Annotated in this window: 11 protein-coding genes; 7 read left to right on the forward strand and 4 right to left on the reverse strand. The window is 37.6% G+C overall.

All coding sequences use genetic code 11. The features are described 5' to 3' along the window. Positions 1–366: 366 nt before the first annotated feature. A complete protein-coding gene (locus tag EKM63_RS05200) occupies positions 367–1,956 on the reverse strand; it encodes an L-lactate permease (RefSeq protein ID WP_125704426.1) in 1,590 nt (529 codons plus the stop codon). A 295-nt stretch (positions 1,957–2,251) separates the two neighbouring features. Here EKM63_RS05200 and EKM63_RS05205 point away from each other — a divergent pair, with 295 nt between their 5' ends. The 3 genes from EKM63_RS05205 (at position 2,252) to EKM63_RS05215 (ending at position 5,265) form a co-directional block, all read left to right on the forward strand. Further along, positions 2,252–2,839, forward strand: a complete 588-nt coding sequence (locus EKM63_RS05205; RefSeq protein ID WP_125704428.1) for a TetR/AcrR family transcriptional regulator — start codon at positions 2,252–2,254, stop codon at positions 2,837–2,839. A gap of 9 nt (positions 2,840–2,848) precedes the next feature. Continuing rightward, positions 2,849–3,997, forward strand: coding sequence for a cation:proton antiporter (locus EKM63_RS05210; protein ID WP_125704430.1), 1,149 nt, complete (start codon positions 2,849–2,851; stop codon positions 3,995–3,997). 86 nt (positions 3,998–4,083) lie between these two features. Beyond that, positions 4,084–5,265, forward strand: a complete 1,182-nt coding sequence (locus EKM63_RS05215; protein ID WP_125704432.1) for an NAD(P)/FAD-dependent oxidoreductase — start codon at positions 4,084–4,086, stop codon at positions 5,263–5,265. A gap of 379 nt (positions 5,266–5,644) precedes the next feature. Here the strand turns inward: EKM63_RS05215 and EKM63_RS05220 are convergent, their stop codons facing one another. Next, the gene (locus EKM63_RS05220) at positions 5,645–6,547 is read right to left on the reverse strand and encodes a Gfo/Idh/MocA family protein (RefSeq protein WP_125704434.1); all 903 of its coding nucleotides are present in this window, start codon (positions 6,545–6,547) and stop codon (positions 5,645–5,647) included. Positions 6,548–7,188: 641 nt separating this feature from the next. Next, positions 7,189–8,379, reverse strand: coding sequence for an ammonium transporter (locus EKM63_RS05225; protein ID WP_125704436.1), 1,191 nt, complete (start codon positions 8,377–8,379; stop codon positions 7,189–7,191). A 146-nt stretch (positions 8,380–8,525) separates the two neighbouring features. On the opposite strand from EKM63_RS05225, the gene EKM63_RS05230 reads away from it, so the two are divergent. Beyond that, positions 8,526–9,308 carry a DUF1003 domain-containing protein gene (locus EKM63_RS05230; protein ID WP_125704438.1) on the forward strand — a complete coding sequence of 261 codons (783 nt, stop codon included), beginning with the start codon at positions 8,526–8,528 and terminating at the stop codon, positions 9,306–9,308. A 214-nt stretch (positions 9,309–9,522) separates the two neighbouring features. Here the strand turns inward: EKM63_RS05230 and EKM63_RS05235 are convergent, their stop codons facing one another. Then, entirely contained in the window at positions 9,523–10,080 is a 558-nt protein-coding gene (locus EKM63_RS05235) for a cysteine hydrolase family protein (RefSeq protein ID WP_125704439.1), read from the reverse strand. 187 nt (positions 10,081–10,267) lie between these two features. On the opposite strand from EKM63_RS05235, the gene EKM63_RS05240 reads away from it, so the two are divergent. From EKM63_RS05240 to EKM63_RS05250, 3 genes are all read left to right on the forward strand, one after another. Beyond that, positions 10,268–10,837 carry a hypothetical protein gene (locus tag EKM63_RS05240; RefSeq protein ID WP_125704441.1) on the forward strand — a complete coding sequence of 190 codons (570 nt, stop codon included), beginning with the start codon at positions 10,268–10,270 and terminating at the stop codon, positions 10,835–10,837. 374 nt (positions 10,838–11,211) lie between these two features. Continuing rightward, positions 11,212–12,657 (forward strand): DUF6056 family protein, encoded by a 1,446-nt coding sequence (locus tag EKM63_RS05245; RefSeq protein WP_125704443.1) that lies wholly within the window; start codon positions 11,212–11,214, stop codon positions 12,655–12,657. 125 nt (positions 12,658–12,782) lie between these two features. Continuing rightward, positions 12,783–15,074 carry a SpaA isopeptide-forming pilin-related protein gene (locus tag EKM63_RS05250; protein WP_125704445.1) on the forward strand — a complete coding sequence of 764 codons (2,292 nt, stop codon included), beginning with the start codon at positions 12,783–12,785 and terminating at the stop codon, positions 15,072–15,074. The last annotated feature ends 48 nt before the right edge of the window (positions 15,075–15,122 follow it).

Consider the following 15,122-nt stretch of genomic DNA (forward strand, 5'->3'; position numbering starts at 1 on the left):
TCCTCCACCTGCCTTGCTAAATTTAATATAACTTTATTCTTTTCTTTTTCCGGGTTGCGCTTATTGCGATCCACTGAAAGTGGTGCTGTGCGTATTTTTGCACGGTACCACTTTTTTCATTTGCTTCGTTGCTTTTGACTCTGGTTTTGATCCAAACCTATATTGCAGTGAACCGACTACTACATTCTTATGTTTAATTCATACTTAAGTTCAAACCTTTTCTGCATTCCTTTAGTTCTGCTCTATTCCTGCTACTAAGTTTAAGTTCAAAACCTTTTCTGTCTTCCTTCAATTCTGCTCTTTTCCCGCTATTTAATGCATACGAAAAAAATCCTATGCTTTTGCATAGGATTTTATTTATTTATATTAAACGAATAGTGAGAAAGCTAGTCCGGCTAATCCTGCTAGTAAACAATAGATCATTGCTGGTCCGATTGTCTTTCTGAGGATATTTCCTTCTTGTCCGGTCATTCCTACTACTGAACTTACTGATACGATATTGTGAACGCAGATCATATTTCCGGCTGCGGCTCCTATTAGTTGTGCTGCTAATACTAATTGTCTGCTTAGGCCTGAATTTGCGGCTATATCTGACTGTATTTGTCCAAAGGTTAGGGTCGATACTGTGGCACTTCCGGTCACGAATGATCCTAATTCTCCTAGGAACGGTGCTATTAATATCCAGACTGATGACATGTATTTTGAAATGAACTGTGCTATGTATACTGGCATGCTTGGTAGGTCTTTGATATTAATTGCTGAGTTGGTAAACACTTGTACCATTATCAATGTTACGCCTAGCGCTATGGCTGTTGATTTCATTGAAAATACTACTTCTTTTGCTGTTGGTAAGAAGTTTTTCATTGATCTGGTTTGGATTATTAATCCGGCTACTACGGCTATTGTTAGTAATGTTCCTGGCGAATATAGGAATTCCCAATCTGAATTTATCTTTGAGAAGCCCATTATTCCTTTCCAGGATAGGTTTACGTTTGTTGTTAAAAATGTTTTTAGTGGTGCTGAAACTCTTGATGCTAGTAGTAACAGGATTACTACTATGTACGGTGACCAAGCTTTCAGCAATGACATGGACTGCTTGCCTGTTTTGATTTCTTTGGTTGATGTGGTCCATGGTTGTTCGATTACGGCTTTTGGTAATAAGAATTTTAGTTTTATTGTTAAAATTGCTACGATTATTGTACAGAACGGTGTCAAGATCGATACGAATTCATAGCCTACGAATGTTGCCATTGTTAGGGCTATTAAGCTATATACTAGTCCGATGAATAATGTCCATGGTACTAGTTGTAGCCAATCTTTGAAGCGATTGCTGCCTTTCTTACCGAAGAAATATGTTAGTAAGAATATTAAGATCAATGGCATAAAGATTCCGGCAAACAAGTCTAATTGCGTAACTTTTTGTCCTACTGCGTTCAAGAAGCTGGTTTGTCCATTTACGTTACTTAATCCTACTGTTAGTGGTGTTCCGACAGCTCCGAATGAAACGGCTGTGGAATCTGCCACTAATGCTAGTGTTACGGCTGCCATTGGTGTAAATCCTAAGGCTATCATCAATGGTGCTGTAACCATGGCTGGTGTTCCGAATCCGGAAACTCCTTCGATCAATCCTCCAAAAAGATATGCTACTAATATTACTTGTATTCGCATATCTGCTGAAAGATTGTGAAATCCGGCATTGATTCTATCGATGGCACCAGACTTTTGAAGTGTATTCAACATCATCATGGCACCAAACAGAATCCACAAAATTGGAATCGCTTTATGGACTCCTTGGAGTACGGAAGCAAGTAGAGCGTCAGGTGGCATTTTCCAGAGGAAATACCCTTCTATCAATACTACGGCGGCACTGATCGACATTCCCTTGGTAGCGGGCATATTTAAAATACCCATTAAAATCAAGGGCAATATAACGGCGGTAAACGCAACAAAAATCATATCGTGTCCTCTCTTTTCACTTTGTTTATCAATTATATAATGATTTGCTTATCATTGAAACAAAAATTTCACAAAAAATATTGTCTTAAAATGAACTATCTGTCATAATTATTTCACTTAAATAAATTTTTTTATCGAATACACCTAATCAAATCATTTGGTAAATGTTTTCAAAAATATCGTTCAACTCGATATTAATTTTGCTGATACATTTTTATCAATTGATAAATGATTAAGTTTTATATTCGTTTTTAATGTATAATGAAAGTTGAATATGTAGAAGGTGATACCAGCAATGAATTCACGAGATAAACAAGCAGAAAAAACAAAAAATGCAATTCTAGAAGTTGCGTCAGAAAATTTCCTTTCGCAAGGATATCAAGCAACATCAACTAGAAAAATTGCTCAGGCTTTGGACATCACTCAGCCAAATATGTATCATTATTACAAGAACAAAAAGGTTCTCTATATCAAGTCGATCGAACATGCCATCGGTGGATTTAGTCAAGCTTTATACCAAACCTATGATGACAACAAGGAAAAACCATTTGAAGAATTACTTTTAATGATTTCGACTTTCATGATAGAGAATTTTAAGATAAACTACTTCATGATGATGCATGACATCAATACATTTTTCTCTGATGAAGAGAGAAAAACCATCGGCAAGACTTGGGACATTGGATACTACAAAGTACTAAACAATGTCTTTCAGGACCACAAGGATGAGCTTCGTAAAGACCTACCCTTGCCTGCACAAGTCGGGACTTTTCTTACTATATTACTTCCCTATATAGAGTACAATGATGCTAAGCGAGAACGAAACATCGCTAATTTAGGTACCATGGTAAAAATTTTTATTCATGGTATTAAGAAGGACTAGGAAAAATATATGGACTTTATAACGCTTTTAGCCTTAATGCTCTTCCTGACTCTTGTAGTCAGCCATTTTTTCAACAAAATTAACTTACCTGCAGTTATCGGCCAGCTGATTTTAGGAGTCATTTTGGGTAAAGGTGTATTAAATATCATCAAGCCTACCCACGAACTCGAGCTGTTTGCCGAGATCGGGGTTATTTTGCTTATGTTCTTAGCTGGACTCGAAAGTGACATCAAGATGCTCAAGAAGCATCTGAGACCCAGCATCAACGTGGCAATCTTTGGTGTTATCCTTCCGGTCGCATTGACCTTAGCAACAGCCATACTGTTCAAGATCAATTTACGTGAAAGTATTTTTATTTCCGTAGTTTTCGCCGCAACATCAGTTTCAATTTCCGTAGAAGTTTTAAAGAGTCTAAATTATTTATCAACTAACTCATCCACCGTTATTCTTGGTGCCGCAGTTGTTGATGACATTTTGGCAATTGCAATTTTGAGTGTCATGTCAGGTACTTTGACTGGTGACTTCTCAATTACCAAGCTAGGAATGTTATTAGGATTGTGGATCGTCTTCGCTATCATTACTGTGATTGCCTACAAATGGTTGATTCCAGGAATCATGCAGTTAGCGAACTTTATAGAAGCATCTCAGGCGCCAACTATCATGGCTATTTTAGTCTGCTTCATCTTTGCTTTCTTCGCTGATGAAGTACAACTAGATGCCGTTTTAGGTGCTTTCGTAGCAGGTATTACTATTTCTAACGCACCTAATTTCGATGAGAAAATAAATCGCAATGTCGAGATCATCGGATACTCGATTTTCATTCCAATATTCTTTATTAGTATAGGAATTAATTTGGAATTTAATAACTTTCTACAAGATTTTTGGTTGATTATGGTCTTCACAATCACCGGAATAATTGGTAAATTAATAGGTGCAGGTTTCGGAGCTAGAATATCTGGATTTGACATGAAAGACTCCTACGTTATTGGCTCTGGAATGATTTCACGTGGTGAGATGGCCTTGATAATTGCTCAAATTGGCTTTAATGTGAAATTGCTTTCAGAAGAGTACTATTCAAGTGTTATCATCAGTATTATACTAATAACTATATTGGCTCCGTTTTTCCTCAAACATTCGATTGGGAAGAACCCGATTTAGCTAAATAAGTACCGCAAAATTGTCAAAAGTTATATAATAATTTTGCAAGCGTTAACAATATTTGATATATGAAGGAGAAGGTAGATATGGCACATATTTTAATTTTAGGCGCAGGATACGGTGGTTTAAAGGCAGCTCGTGATTTAGCCAAAACAACACCTGCTGATACTCAAATCGACTTAGTCGACAAGAACACAATGCACGTTGAAAAAACTGCATTGCACACAATTGCAGCAGGAACAAGCAAAGTTGAATCAGTAAGTTTTGACATCCGCGACGTTATTCCCTCAAGCGTCAACTTTATCCAAGCAACAGTAAGTAAATTCGATCTAGAAAACAAGACAGTTTCATTCTCAGACCATGATGACATTTCATATGATTACGTTATCGTAGCCTTAGGATTCCGTTCTGAGGACTTCGGTCTAGAGGGCGCTAGTGAGAATGCCCTCATCCTTCAAGACATTGACACAGCTCAAAATATCTACAAGACAATCAACCAAAATATTGCAAACTACAAGAAGTCACAAGATCCTGCAGATCTTTCAATCGCTGTTTGTGGTGCCGGATTCACTGGTATTGAAGTACTTGGTGAATTAGTTGATACAGCCAAGATTTTGAAGGCTAAATATAACGTTCCTGAAATCAAGATCACTTGTCTAGAAATGGCAACACGTATTTTGCCAATGTTCGACGAAGATCTTGCTAACTATGCCGTTTCATACCTTGAAAAGAATGGTATCAAGTTACTTACAGGTGCCAAGATTACTAAAATTGAATCAAACGCTGTTGTTTACATGGACGGCGATGACGAAAAACGTGTTGAAGCTAGTTCAATTCTTTGGACAGTTGGTGTTAGTGGTTCAGACGTTATTACAGATTCAGGTCTCGAAGCAAGAAGAAACCGTGTTATGACAACTGAATTCTTAAACCTTGAGGATCATCCAGAAGCATTCTTTATCGGTGACGATTCAGCAATGATCCCTTCTGGTGAAGAACGTCCATTGCCTACAACTGGTCAATTGGCAACTGCTGAAGGTACAAATGCTGCATTTAATATTGCATCAGCTATTGCTGGTACAGAGTTGAAACCATTTGTTTACAAATCAGCTGGTACTGTTGCATCTCTTGGTCAAAACCATGGTATCGCTCAAATCGGAAACAAGAAGTTTAAGGGTGTTGTAGCTTCATTGATGAAACATGTTGCTGCTGACCGCAGTTTCCTTGAAATGGGTGGTCTTAAGACTGCACTTAAAAAGGGTTCACTTTAATATATAGATTGAGACATCCGGATGGGTGTCTTTTTTTTGCTTTGAATGCCGTCTGGAGGTTACGCAGGAAGGGGGTGGTCACGCTGTGGGCAAAATTTAATCCATAAAGCGGTATTAAATTATTGCCTTCTTCTAATTCAGGCTTCGCCTTCATAAGAAGAACGTCACGGCGTTTGCCCCGAATTGCTCCACCTCCAGACTAGATACTGCAAATATACTTGGTGTCAATGTATTTTGATGTGTTTTAAGTGCAGTCTAATTGTTGGTGGTCGTATATTGAGCTTTATTCTTATATGGAGTTAAACCATGTGTATACTTTGAACAATTAAAACAAAAGAGGTGCCGAACGGGTATTTTAATCCCGATTGACACCTTTTTTCTATTTACATGAATCACTACAAATTTTATGAGTTAAAATTGCTGACTCGGGTGAAACTGGATTGGCTCCCTTAGTTACTACTGCATTTAAAAACGTTTTGATCATTGGTTCGAATCCCCTAGAATACAAGGTGTTTTCCCAGTCCGGACGTTGAACTTGCTGCTGAGAATTACTCTGGATTTTGTCGAGTGTGGTCAAATTTGTCACGCTTTCTCGCAATGTTGTCGTTTGAACTAGGGCTTGCTCTAGATTTACGCCACTTTCCATATTAGTTGTGACATTGACTCGTGTCATTTTAGTATCTAAGGTTAAATAATGTTGAGCTAAATTTCCTTCGGAATCGGTAATAATTCTTGAATTCATATCTTCAATTTTTTGATCACCTAACAAATACAAAGCAGTATCAATTGAATGAATTGCTAAGTCGAAAATTGCATCTTTAGGAGTCTGCTGAACTTTCTCACGAGTTTTGATTACGTTAATTGTACGTTTATCTGTTAGTTCGTGAAGTTCATCGTAGAACGGAGCAAATCGGCGATTAAATCCACATGTTAATAACAGTTTCTTAGATTTGGCAAGATTATATAATTTCACAACTTGTTCGAAATCATCTGAAACTGGTTTGTCTACGAATACATTTATATTCGCATTTAGGAGCTGTTCAATTATTTTCGCATGAGTTTTAGTCGGAGTGTGCACGAAAACTGCCAATGGTTGTTCAGCAATTAATTGATCAAGAGTTTGGTGTAGATGTTTGAATCCATATTTGCCAAGAAGCTGATTTCCCTTGTCGACATTTCTAGTTGTGAGATGCCATTCGAACTGGTCTTGTAAAGTTGCCATCACTGGTAGATAAGCTTTTTGAGCAATATTACCTAATCCAATTACACCAATTTTTTCCATAATGACTCCTTTTATTTCACGATTTATTTAATAGTTTGATTATAAAGAAGATTCAAATGATTTCAAACGGGTTTATAATTCCGTTTGAAGGTTACGCAGGAAGGGGTGGTCACGCTGTGGGAAAAATTTGATCCATAGTGCGGTATCAAATTATTTCCTTCTTCTAATTCCGGCTATTCGCCGTCATAAGAAGAATCGCACTGCGTTTGCCCTTCCTGCTCCACCTTAAGTCTAAATTCAGTAGAATCAAAATTAATATTAAAACTACTCTATAGAATTTTCTTTTCTCGACTTATGATGTTCTCAAATATATAAAAAAATGAGACCTACCATAACTGGATAAGTCTCAAATTAACTTAAATACTTCCGAAATTTAAAGTGAACTAATAAAAAGCAACGAAATCAGTTCATACAAGACTAGCACGAAGGTAATGTTCGCCGGGGGTGCAGCCCTTCATTGATGTTCGTTGGCGCAGCCAACTTCTTTATTGGTTGCGCATGCGCCGAAGGTGACATACGTTCCATCGCCATCGGGCGAGATTAGAATGAAGGCGAGTTTCAAAACATTTCGGTTTCTGAAATGGTTCGAAATCGCCTCACAGCGTTCCCATCCCCCGCCGAACATTACCGAAGTGCGGAATCTAAGCATGAGCATGAACAGGAGCGTCAACCTTGGACTTGCTGGAACTCTCTTTAAACACTCTCTTCAAAACTTTAACAATAATAAAGTTCATTGCGAAGATGAAAGCAAAGGCAAATACTACAGCAAAGGCTTGCAAACCAAATTGCTTTAGTCCGCCACCTTCAAGTAAACCATTGTTTACAACCGCAGGATTAATTGCTTTTGTAGCAAATAATCCAGTAGCGAGTGAACCGATAATTCCGCTGACACCGTGTGATCCAAAGATATCTAGATAATCATGTACGTGCCATTTTTGTTTTAGAACATTGATGAAGAAATAGCTACCAGCTGCTGAAATCAATCCGATGATCAATGAAGCTGGCAATGTTACGAATCCTGTTGCAGGTGTGATACCAACTAATCCACAGATAACACCTGTACAGATTCCATTCATTGTAACTTGTTTCTTGAAATGATTCTCTAGCAATGCGTATGTGACCATTGCGGCAACTGGAGCCATGGTTGTTGTGAAGAATGCTTGAATCCCTTGGGCACTTAATGCCAAGGCTGATCCTGCGTTAAATCCATACCAACCAATCCAGAGGAGAACTGTACCAAGTAGAACCCAGAATGCATTTCCATGTGTTCCATCGTCTGTTCCCTTATGTTTTGAAACGGCGAATGTTGAGAGGATCAATGCTGTAACACCAGCATCAATATGAATAACCGTGCCACCAGCAAAATCGAGAACGCCTAATTTTGCAAGAAATCCTGTGCTAGACCAAACCATATGTACCATTGGATAATAAACTAACAATGACCAAATGGCTACGAAAGCTACGATATACTTTGTTGATTTCTTTGATGCAATCGAACCTAAAAATAGTCCGGGTGTTAAAATTGCAAACATCATTTGGAACAAAATAAAGATTGAATTTGAAATTTTAGTATTAGGATACAAGGCTGTTAAGCTATATCCACCTAAGAAGGCATGTTTGATATCACCGATAATTCCGAAACGATTTCCCAAGAATGATAATGGATATCCAACTGAGAACCAAAGTAGTCCAACTACTCCAAACATTAAGAATATTTCCAATAACATCTTAGTTCTATCTTTTGCTGGTATAAATCCACCGTAATAGACGGCAATACCAGGAGTCATGACCCATACCAATAGGACTGACAGTATCATAAAAGCAGCATCCATGTTGCTCCACTTCCCTTTACATTAAATTTTAAAGTGCATTTTAGCACCTGAATCTGAAATGTATACCAATTAGACTTTCTGAAAACGTTTCCCAATATTTCATTTATGTCTTATAATTAGGTCATACCCAATAAGGGAGGCTAATTATGTCTGTTGAAAAAAATCAAGTTTGCGTTATCTGCGGCCAACATTTTTCTGCGTCTGAAGGATTATTTCTTAGAGACCTAAATGACACCTTGAAACAGGAAGTATTCAACCGAGCACTTTCTGTTAGAAATTCGTCATTTGTCTGTTTAAAAGACCTGCAACAGATTCGCTTGGAGAATATGCAGTCAATAATCGATCAAGATTTAGAAAAGGATCGTAAGATGAACGCTGAGCTTCAAAAGGAACTTGCAAGTGATCACTACGTCATTCGTAACTTGAACGATACCGCTGATGGTCAATTGACTAGAGGCCAAAGGATGGCGGACGCCGTTGCGAAATTCGGTGGTAGCTGGGGATTTATAATCTCATTCGCAGTAATTTTAGTAGTTTGGATGACAATTAACGTGGTCCATTTGTTCGGAGTGAACTTTGACCCATACCCATTCATTTTGTTAAATCTGTTTTTAAGCTGTGTTGCAGCAATCCAAGCACCAATTATCATGATGAGCCAAAACCGGCAAGCTGAACGTGACCGTTTCGACGCTGAAAATGATTATCGTACAAACACAAAATCCGAGATGGAAATTCGCATCTTGCATAAGAAGATCGATCAAATGAACGAAGTGCAATGGCCACATATCCTAGATATCGAGAAGATGCAGATTGAAGTTATGAGCGAGATCGAAAATGAGATTCAATCACTCAAACTCGAGCAAGAACGTCAACATAACAACAGTCGTAATACTCGACATCCATCAAGATCCAATCGAGACAGATATTAAATTTTTTTGACACCAGAATTAATTTAGTAATATTTCATCTGGTTATCGTGATTATATGGCGATATTTTTATGAATTCAAAAGATAACCACTGAAAAATACACAAATTTATTTTTAACTTTTTGCACATCATTTTAATATATTTTACTTTTCCAGATATGAAAAATAGCGATAGAAATCTCATATAAGATTTCTATCGCTATTATTTTTTTCGAACTATTTAACTACTTTTGCTCCAAGAACATTTTCAAAATGATTCAATGCCCAATCATGTCCAGCTTGATTGAATGAAGCGACACATGATTTATGGATAACAATTTTATATCCTAAATCGTAGGCGTCAATTGCTGTGTGAAGCACGCAGATGTCGGTGCAAACACCAACAAGGTGGACTGTATCAACACCACGCTCACGTAAACGCAAGTCGAGATCAGTTCCAGCGAAGGCGCTATAACGCGTCTTGGCAAATTCTTTTACAGTCTCTTTACCAGCGTTTTTCTCATACCAATCACCGGTTTTGCCATACAATTCTCTACCCCAAGTGTCACTAACATTGTGTGCTGGGAAAAGCTTTGTCTCTGGATGATAGTGGTCAAATGGTACATGAAGATCTGTTGGGAACCAGACCCAGTCCCCATCCTTACGCATATAATCAGCCAACTTGACGATATTTTCGTCTATAGCTTGGCCAGGTTCACCACAAGTCAGTGCACCCTTATCTGCAACAAAATCATTTGTGTAATCAATAATCAGTAAAGCTTGATGTGAAGCCATATTCATACCCGCTTTCTGGAAACATTTGTTAGTTAAATTATTGATGTTTATTGTAGTTGTGTCAAATGGAAAACAAGAAAAACATTTATTGTTTTTAACTAATTAATTGTATTTAGTTATTCCAATGAAACTAATGCATTTACATGATAAAGTTAAATTAACCTATTAATGAATTGCGGAGGGAAACATGAAGAAAATTATTGTCTCAATTTTAGCCGTACTATTATTAATTCCATTATTCAATATCCAAACAGCACACGCTGAAGTCTCTAAGGTTGATACTATTTTAGCTGTCAACAAATTGACTCCACTGTATGTCAAAGACGACAATGGCAATTTCACTCAATCCAAAGTCAGATCACTTGGTGAAAAAACTGCCTGGTATTCAGATCAAGCTTATCCAGTTGAATTAAAAGATGGCTCTTATGCCGTTTATTACCGAGTTTCAACAAATGAATGGGTTGAAGATAATGTTAATGTTATCAAACAATCTCACAATCATATTCTCGATGCTCAAGTCGACAATTACCAAGCTATCAATGCAAAAATAATAAAAATAAATAACAGAGCTGCTCCCGTATACAACGATTTTGGTGACAAAACTGGTGCGACTGTTCCAGCTAACTCATCATGGAGAGTAGATATGAGCTACATGATAGCTCCAGAAGGTCTTGTTGGATTTTCTGTTTTCCAAAGAATTGGAAATAACGCCTGGATCAAACTCTCTCAAGATGCTAGTGTCACAGCCACTCTATAATTAATTCGGTCAAATGTGACTTATTGTTTGTCATACATCATCATGGTGGATATAATGCCCTTGGAGAATGAAAATTTCTCCAAAAAATCCGCCAAAAACTTTTCTTACTTTTTCTAAATTGATTGAATACAATAGGACTTCTCAGAAATGAGAATATTATTTATCAACATGACCAACAACCATCTTGGTCAACCTCAGTCAGAAGATATTACTCTAATAATGTCTTCTGACTTTTTTCATACCTATATAAAACCCGCAAATTAAATTATCCAATCTTGGTTAACTCTAATTATGAAATCACATTACAATTCAGTCGATAAATAATGTGTCTAATTCCTGGTACTGACAGTTCCTACGGCTAGAAGATGATAATTATGAGAATCAATAAATCAAAGATTCTTACTTCTTTCACATTTACGTGTATTTTTATTTATTTCGCTATTTATCGTTACTACATGATTCCCGTTGGTGACGACTACTTCTGGTATGGCGAAAAAGGTACCTATCTGCTACAACATGGTTTTTTCTCCACCAACGCTATCTATGGCGGAAGTGTAAACGGACGATATTTAGCAAATTTTATAGAAATAATCATGATGCATCGTCGTCCAATTGCGATGTTCTTTTATGCATTCTTCTGGACACTTTTAATTTGGGCAATTTGGCAACTTCTGAAAAACCATCGTACGGTACTTCCCTTAATTGTAGCAATGCTATTTCCGATGACTATGGCCGCACCATTTTTGAATAATATTCTATTCTGGAATAATGGATTCATCGTATATGTTCCACCTATGGCACTACTTTTAGCTTATTTAGCCATTTGTAGGAATTGGAACGACGACAAATATAAGTACTCACGAACACTGGCTTTGATAACATTCATTCTCGGCCTCAGTGGAGGATTATTCGTTGAAAATTCAACAATTCTACAAGTAATTTTAGCTGTGATCGTCGTTGTTTATTTCCGTGGTAAAACAAGAATATTTCATTGGACATATTTAGCTGGAACCATATTCTCATTTTTGATAATGTTCAGCAATCGTTCCTACTACATCCAAAATAAATCAGGTTATCGTCGAACAACTACTGATCCAGTTCAAATTTGGGGTATTTTTACTAAATATATTCATCTTTGGTTAACAACATACAATTGGCTGGTAAATATTACAATTTGTGCTTCAATCGTGATTTTATCGATACGTCACAAATTACCGACTATTCTGAAGATTTTTGAGATTGCTCTTAGTTCAATTTTCCTGATCTACTTCATTGGCGCACAAATTTATTTAAGCCACTTCGAAACTGATCCAACGGAAATGTATATTGGACTACCAGAAAAGTTTTCGACTCCAGACGCGATAGTCGGATTAGCATTCCTATTATTTCTCGGAGTGTCGATCTTCATATTGTTTAAAAATGAACCGTTAATGTACGTTTACTACATTCTTGCTGCAATGTCAGTCATCCCTCTGTTACCAATAGAGTCACCTGTATCCTGTCGTCCAGAATTTCTGACCTACGTTTTCCTATTTATGATTGCCGCAAACTTTTTCATCCAGGCAGTTTCGGCTATACCTCAAAAAGTCCTGATTGGATTATTAGTAATACCTTTAGTAATTTTGGCCAGCAATTTCCAAGTAAAGTCGTATCAAAATAGTATCGCCAACGATCAAAGAATTAAGTATGTCGACTTTCTCAATGGAACTAAACAGTTGAAAACACAGGTTCCATACCCTGATTACGTGGCTTTCAAGGATTCACTTATTCAGCAAGATCCAACCTATTGGGAAAACTATTTGAATCATACTAAAAAATAACTAGTTTTTTATCTTATATACATTATTAAATACCTTAATGCCTACTCATATTGACTTGTATGAATATATAATGCAATTGTTCCATAAAAGAATTAAAAAGCCATTATTGAAGAGGTGAATATATTATGAGGAAAAAAATTATCATTTCTCTGGTATCAATAATGTCAGCATTAATGCTTGTTTTTGTCTTTAATGTACTTGGACCACCTGGCAAGGCTACGGCTGCAACTACTGGAGCGTCTCCAACAACTTCTACAACAACTGCAGTAACTAGTCCGACAACTACACAAACAGCCACCGCAGTGACCCCAACTAGTACGATAGCCACACCTAGTGTGACTACTACGAGTGATCCTGCAACTGCTGTAACAAGTTCTAGCACGACGACAACATCCCCAGTTACAGCCGCTTCTGCACCATCAACAGCGACAGATTCTCCAATTCCTTCAAAGGAAATCCCTATGAAGGGTAATACCGCAGCTGATGCTACTGTAACTCTCGGCGGCACAGCTATTAATCCTGGAGATACAACTCAATCATGGACAAATTATAGCGTTGGTTTCAACTGGAGCGTCCCAGATTACGTACAAATAAACTCCGGTGATACAGCTACATTTACAATTCCTGACAATGTTAAAGTAGATAATCCGTTGACATTCGATGTTACGGATCCTAAAGGCATTGTTATCGGGACATTTACTATCTTGCCTGGGCAAAAAACTGGTACTTTAACATTCAACAATGCGTTTGAGAATACAACCACTGGACGTCGAGGGACCATCGAATTTACGGCTAAAGGTACTTCCGATGAAACTGAAAATAAAGATTTTATCGTCAATAAATATGGTTGGATCAATAATTCAGTCGTTCCTTCTGACGGAACAACAACAACTGATGGAGAGCATGCTCCCAGCAGTTTAACTTGGAACGTTGCTTTCAACTCCGCATCTAAAGATCTAACAAACGTTGTTTTGACCGATACTATTGAACCAGGTCAGACATTTGTTAAAAACTCAGTCACAGCAACTTACGGTTATATGTTGAACGGAAAATATATCCAACAAGGTTCTATCGAACCAACAAGTGTTGAACTAGTTGGTAATCAACTTATTATCAAGTTCGACAAAGTAAGTAACTATATTGACTTAAGATATGAAACAACTGTCCAAAATGTTAACCTCAATGGCGTTAACAAGTGGCATGATAAAACTACTTTGACAGCTGATCAAATTTCGGCCGAAGCAGAAAACACCATCGAATGGGGCGGTGCTGGTACTGGTGAAGGTGCTAAAGGTTCAGTTATTTTCACCAAGGTCAACGGTGAAACTAATGCACCAATTCCGGGAGCTGTTTTCAAAATTGTTAACGGCGCCGGTAAAGTCATTCAAGAGGATTTGACCACTAATGAAGAAGGTATTATCGAAGTCGATGACTTAGCCCCTGGCGACTACGTTTTGATCGAGACAACAGTTCCTGATGGCTATATGCAGAGTAGTAACTACGAATGGCCATTCACCATTGTCGAAGGAGTAAATGAGCCAGTTCGTATCACAGGTATCGACGTTCCTATTCCTGAAGATCCCAAGACAGGTCAAGAAACACTTACTAAACTTGATGCAGATACCAATGCAGTTTTGCAAGGAGCTGAATTCAAACTACTTGATGCCGATGGAAATGTTATTACATCACAACTCGTAACCAATGATCAAGGTATTTTGGAATTAACAAACTTAGCACCTGGCAAATACAGCCTAGTTGAAATCAAAGCCCCTGAGGGTTATGAAATCAACTCAGAACCAGTTACCTTTGAAATTAAAGCTGGAGAAGAGAATTCAGTTACCGTCAAAGATGCAAAGTTACCAACAACCGGTTCATTGACTGTTTTGAAAGTTGATATTGCAACAAATGACCCATTAAAAGGCGCCGTATTCAACATTCTCGATGCCAACGGTAAAGTTGTAAAAAGTAATCTTACAACTGATGATAAAGGCCAAATCGTCGTAGATGGATTACCCGATGGAAGCTATACATTAGTTGAAGTAACTGCACCCGAAGGCTACTTGGACAACAAAGCCCCAGTAGAATTCACAATCACAGCTGGCAAGATGACCACTTTGACAGTCTCCGATACATTTGATGAATCAGATGTTACCGAGCCTGAACCAGAACCCGAAGTTCCAGAACCTGAACCAGAACCAGAACCACCTGTTGTAAAACCAGTCACACCAACAGTTCCAGAACCTGGCGAAAACACAACCAGCGAGAAACATCCAAGTGTAGATAACACACCTGGAGTTGGTAAATTACCACAAACAGGTAATAGAAATCCTGGTTTGTCAGTATTCGTAGGTATCCTTCTTCTTACACTATTAGTATTGATGCACTTCGTTGATAGACGCGATAGACGTAATAGATAGCAAAAAATCAGTCATGAAAATGGCTGATTTTTTTATTTACTTTTTGAT

This window comes from Companilactobacillus mishanensis, assembly GCF_003946505.1.
Taxonomy (GTDB): domain Bacteria; phylum Bacillota; class Bacilli; order Lactobacillales; family Lactobacillaceae; genus Companilactobacillus; species Companilactobacillus mishanensis.

Coding starts and splice junctions, on each gene's coding strand:
- EKM63_RS05200 (WP_125704426.1), bottom strand. CDS start 1,956: ATGATTTTTGTTGCGTTTACCGCCGTTATATTGCCCTTGATTTTAATG.
- EKM63_RS05205 (WP_125704428.1), top strand. CDS start 2,252: ATGAATTCACGAGATAAACAAGCAGAAAAAACAAAAAATGCAATTCTA.
- EKM63_RS05210 (WP_125704430.1), top strand. CDS start 2,849: ATGGACTTTATAACGCTTTTAGCCTTAATGCTCTTCCTGACTCTTGTA.
- EKM63_RS05215 (WP_125704432.1), top strand. CDS start 4,084: ATGGCACATATTTTAATTTTAGGCGCAGGATACGGTGGTTTAAAGGCA.
- EKM63_RS05220 (WP_125704434.1), bottom strand. CDS start 6,547: ATGGAAAAAATTGGTGTAATTGGATTAGGTAATATTGCTCAAAAAGCT.
- EKM63_RS05225 (WP_125704436.1), bottom strand. CDS start 8,379: ATGGATGCTGCTTTTATGATACTGTCAGTCCTATTGGTATGGGTCATG.
- EKM63_RS05230 (WP_125704438.1), top strand. CDS start 8,526: ATGTCTGTTGAAAAAAATCAAGTTTGCGTTATCTGCGGCCAACATTTT.
- EKM63_RS05235 (WP_125704439.1), bottom strand. CDS start 10,080: ATGGCTTCACATCAAGCTTTACTGATTATTGATTACACAAATGATTTT.
- EKM63_RS05240 (WP_125704441.1), top strand. CDS start 10,268: ATGAAGAAAATTATTGTCTCAATTTTAGCCGTACTATTATTAATTCCA.
- EKM63_RS05245 (WP_125704443.1), top strand. CDS start 11,212: ATGAGAATCAATAAATCAAAGATTCTTACTTCTTTCACATTTACGTGT.
- EKM63_RS05250 (WP_125704445.1), top strand. CDS start 12,783: ATGAGGAAAAAAATTATCATTTCTCTGGTATCAATAATGTCAGCATTA.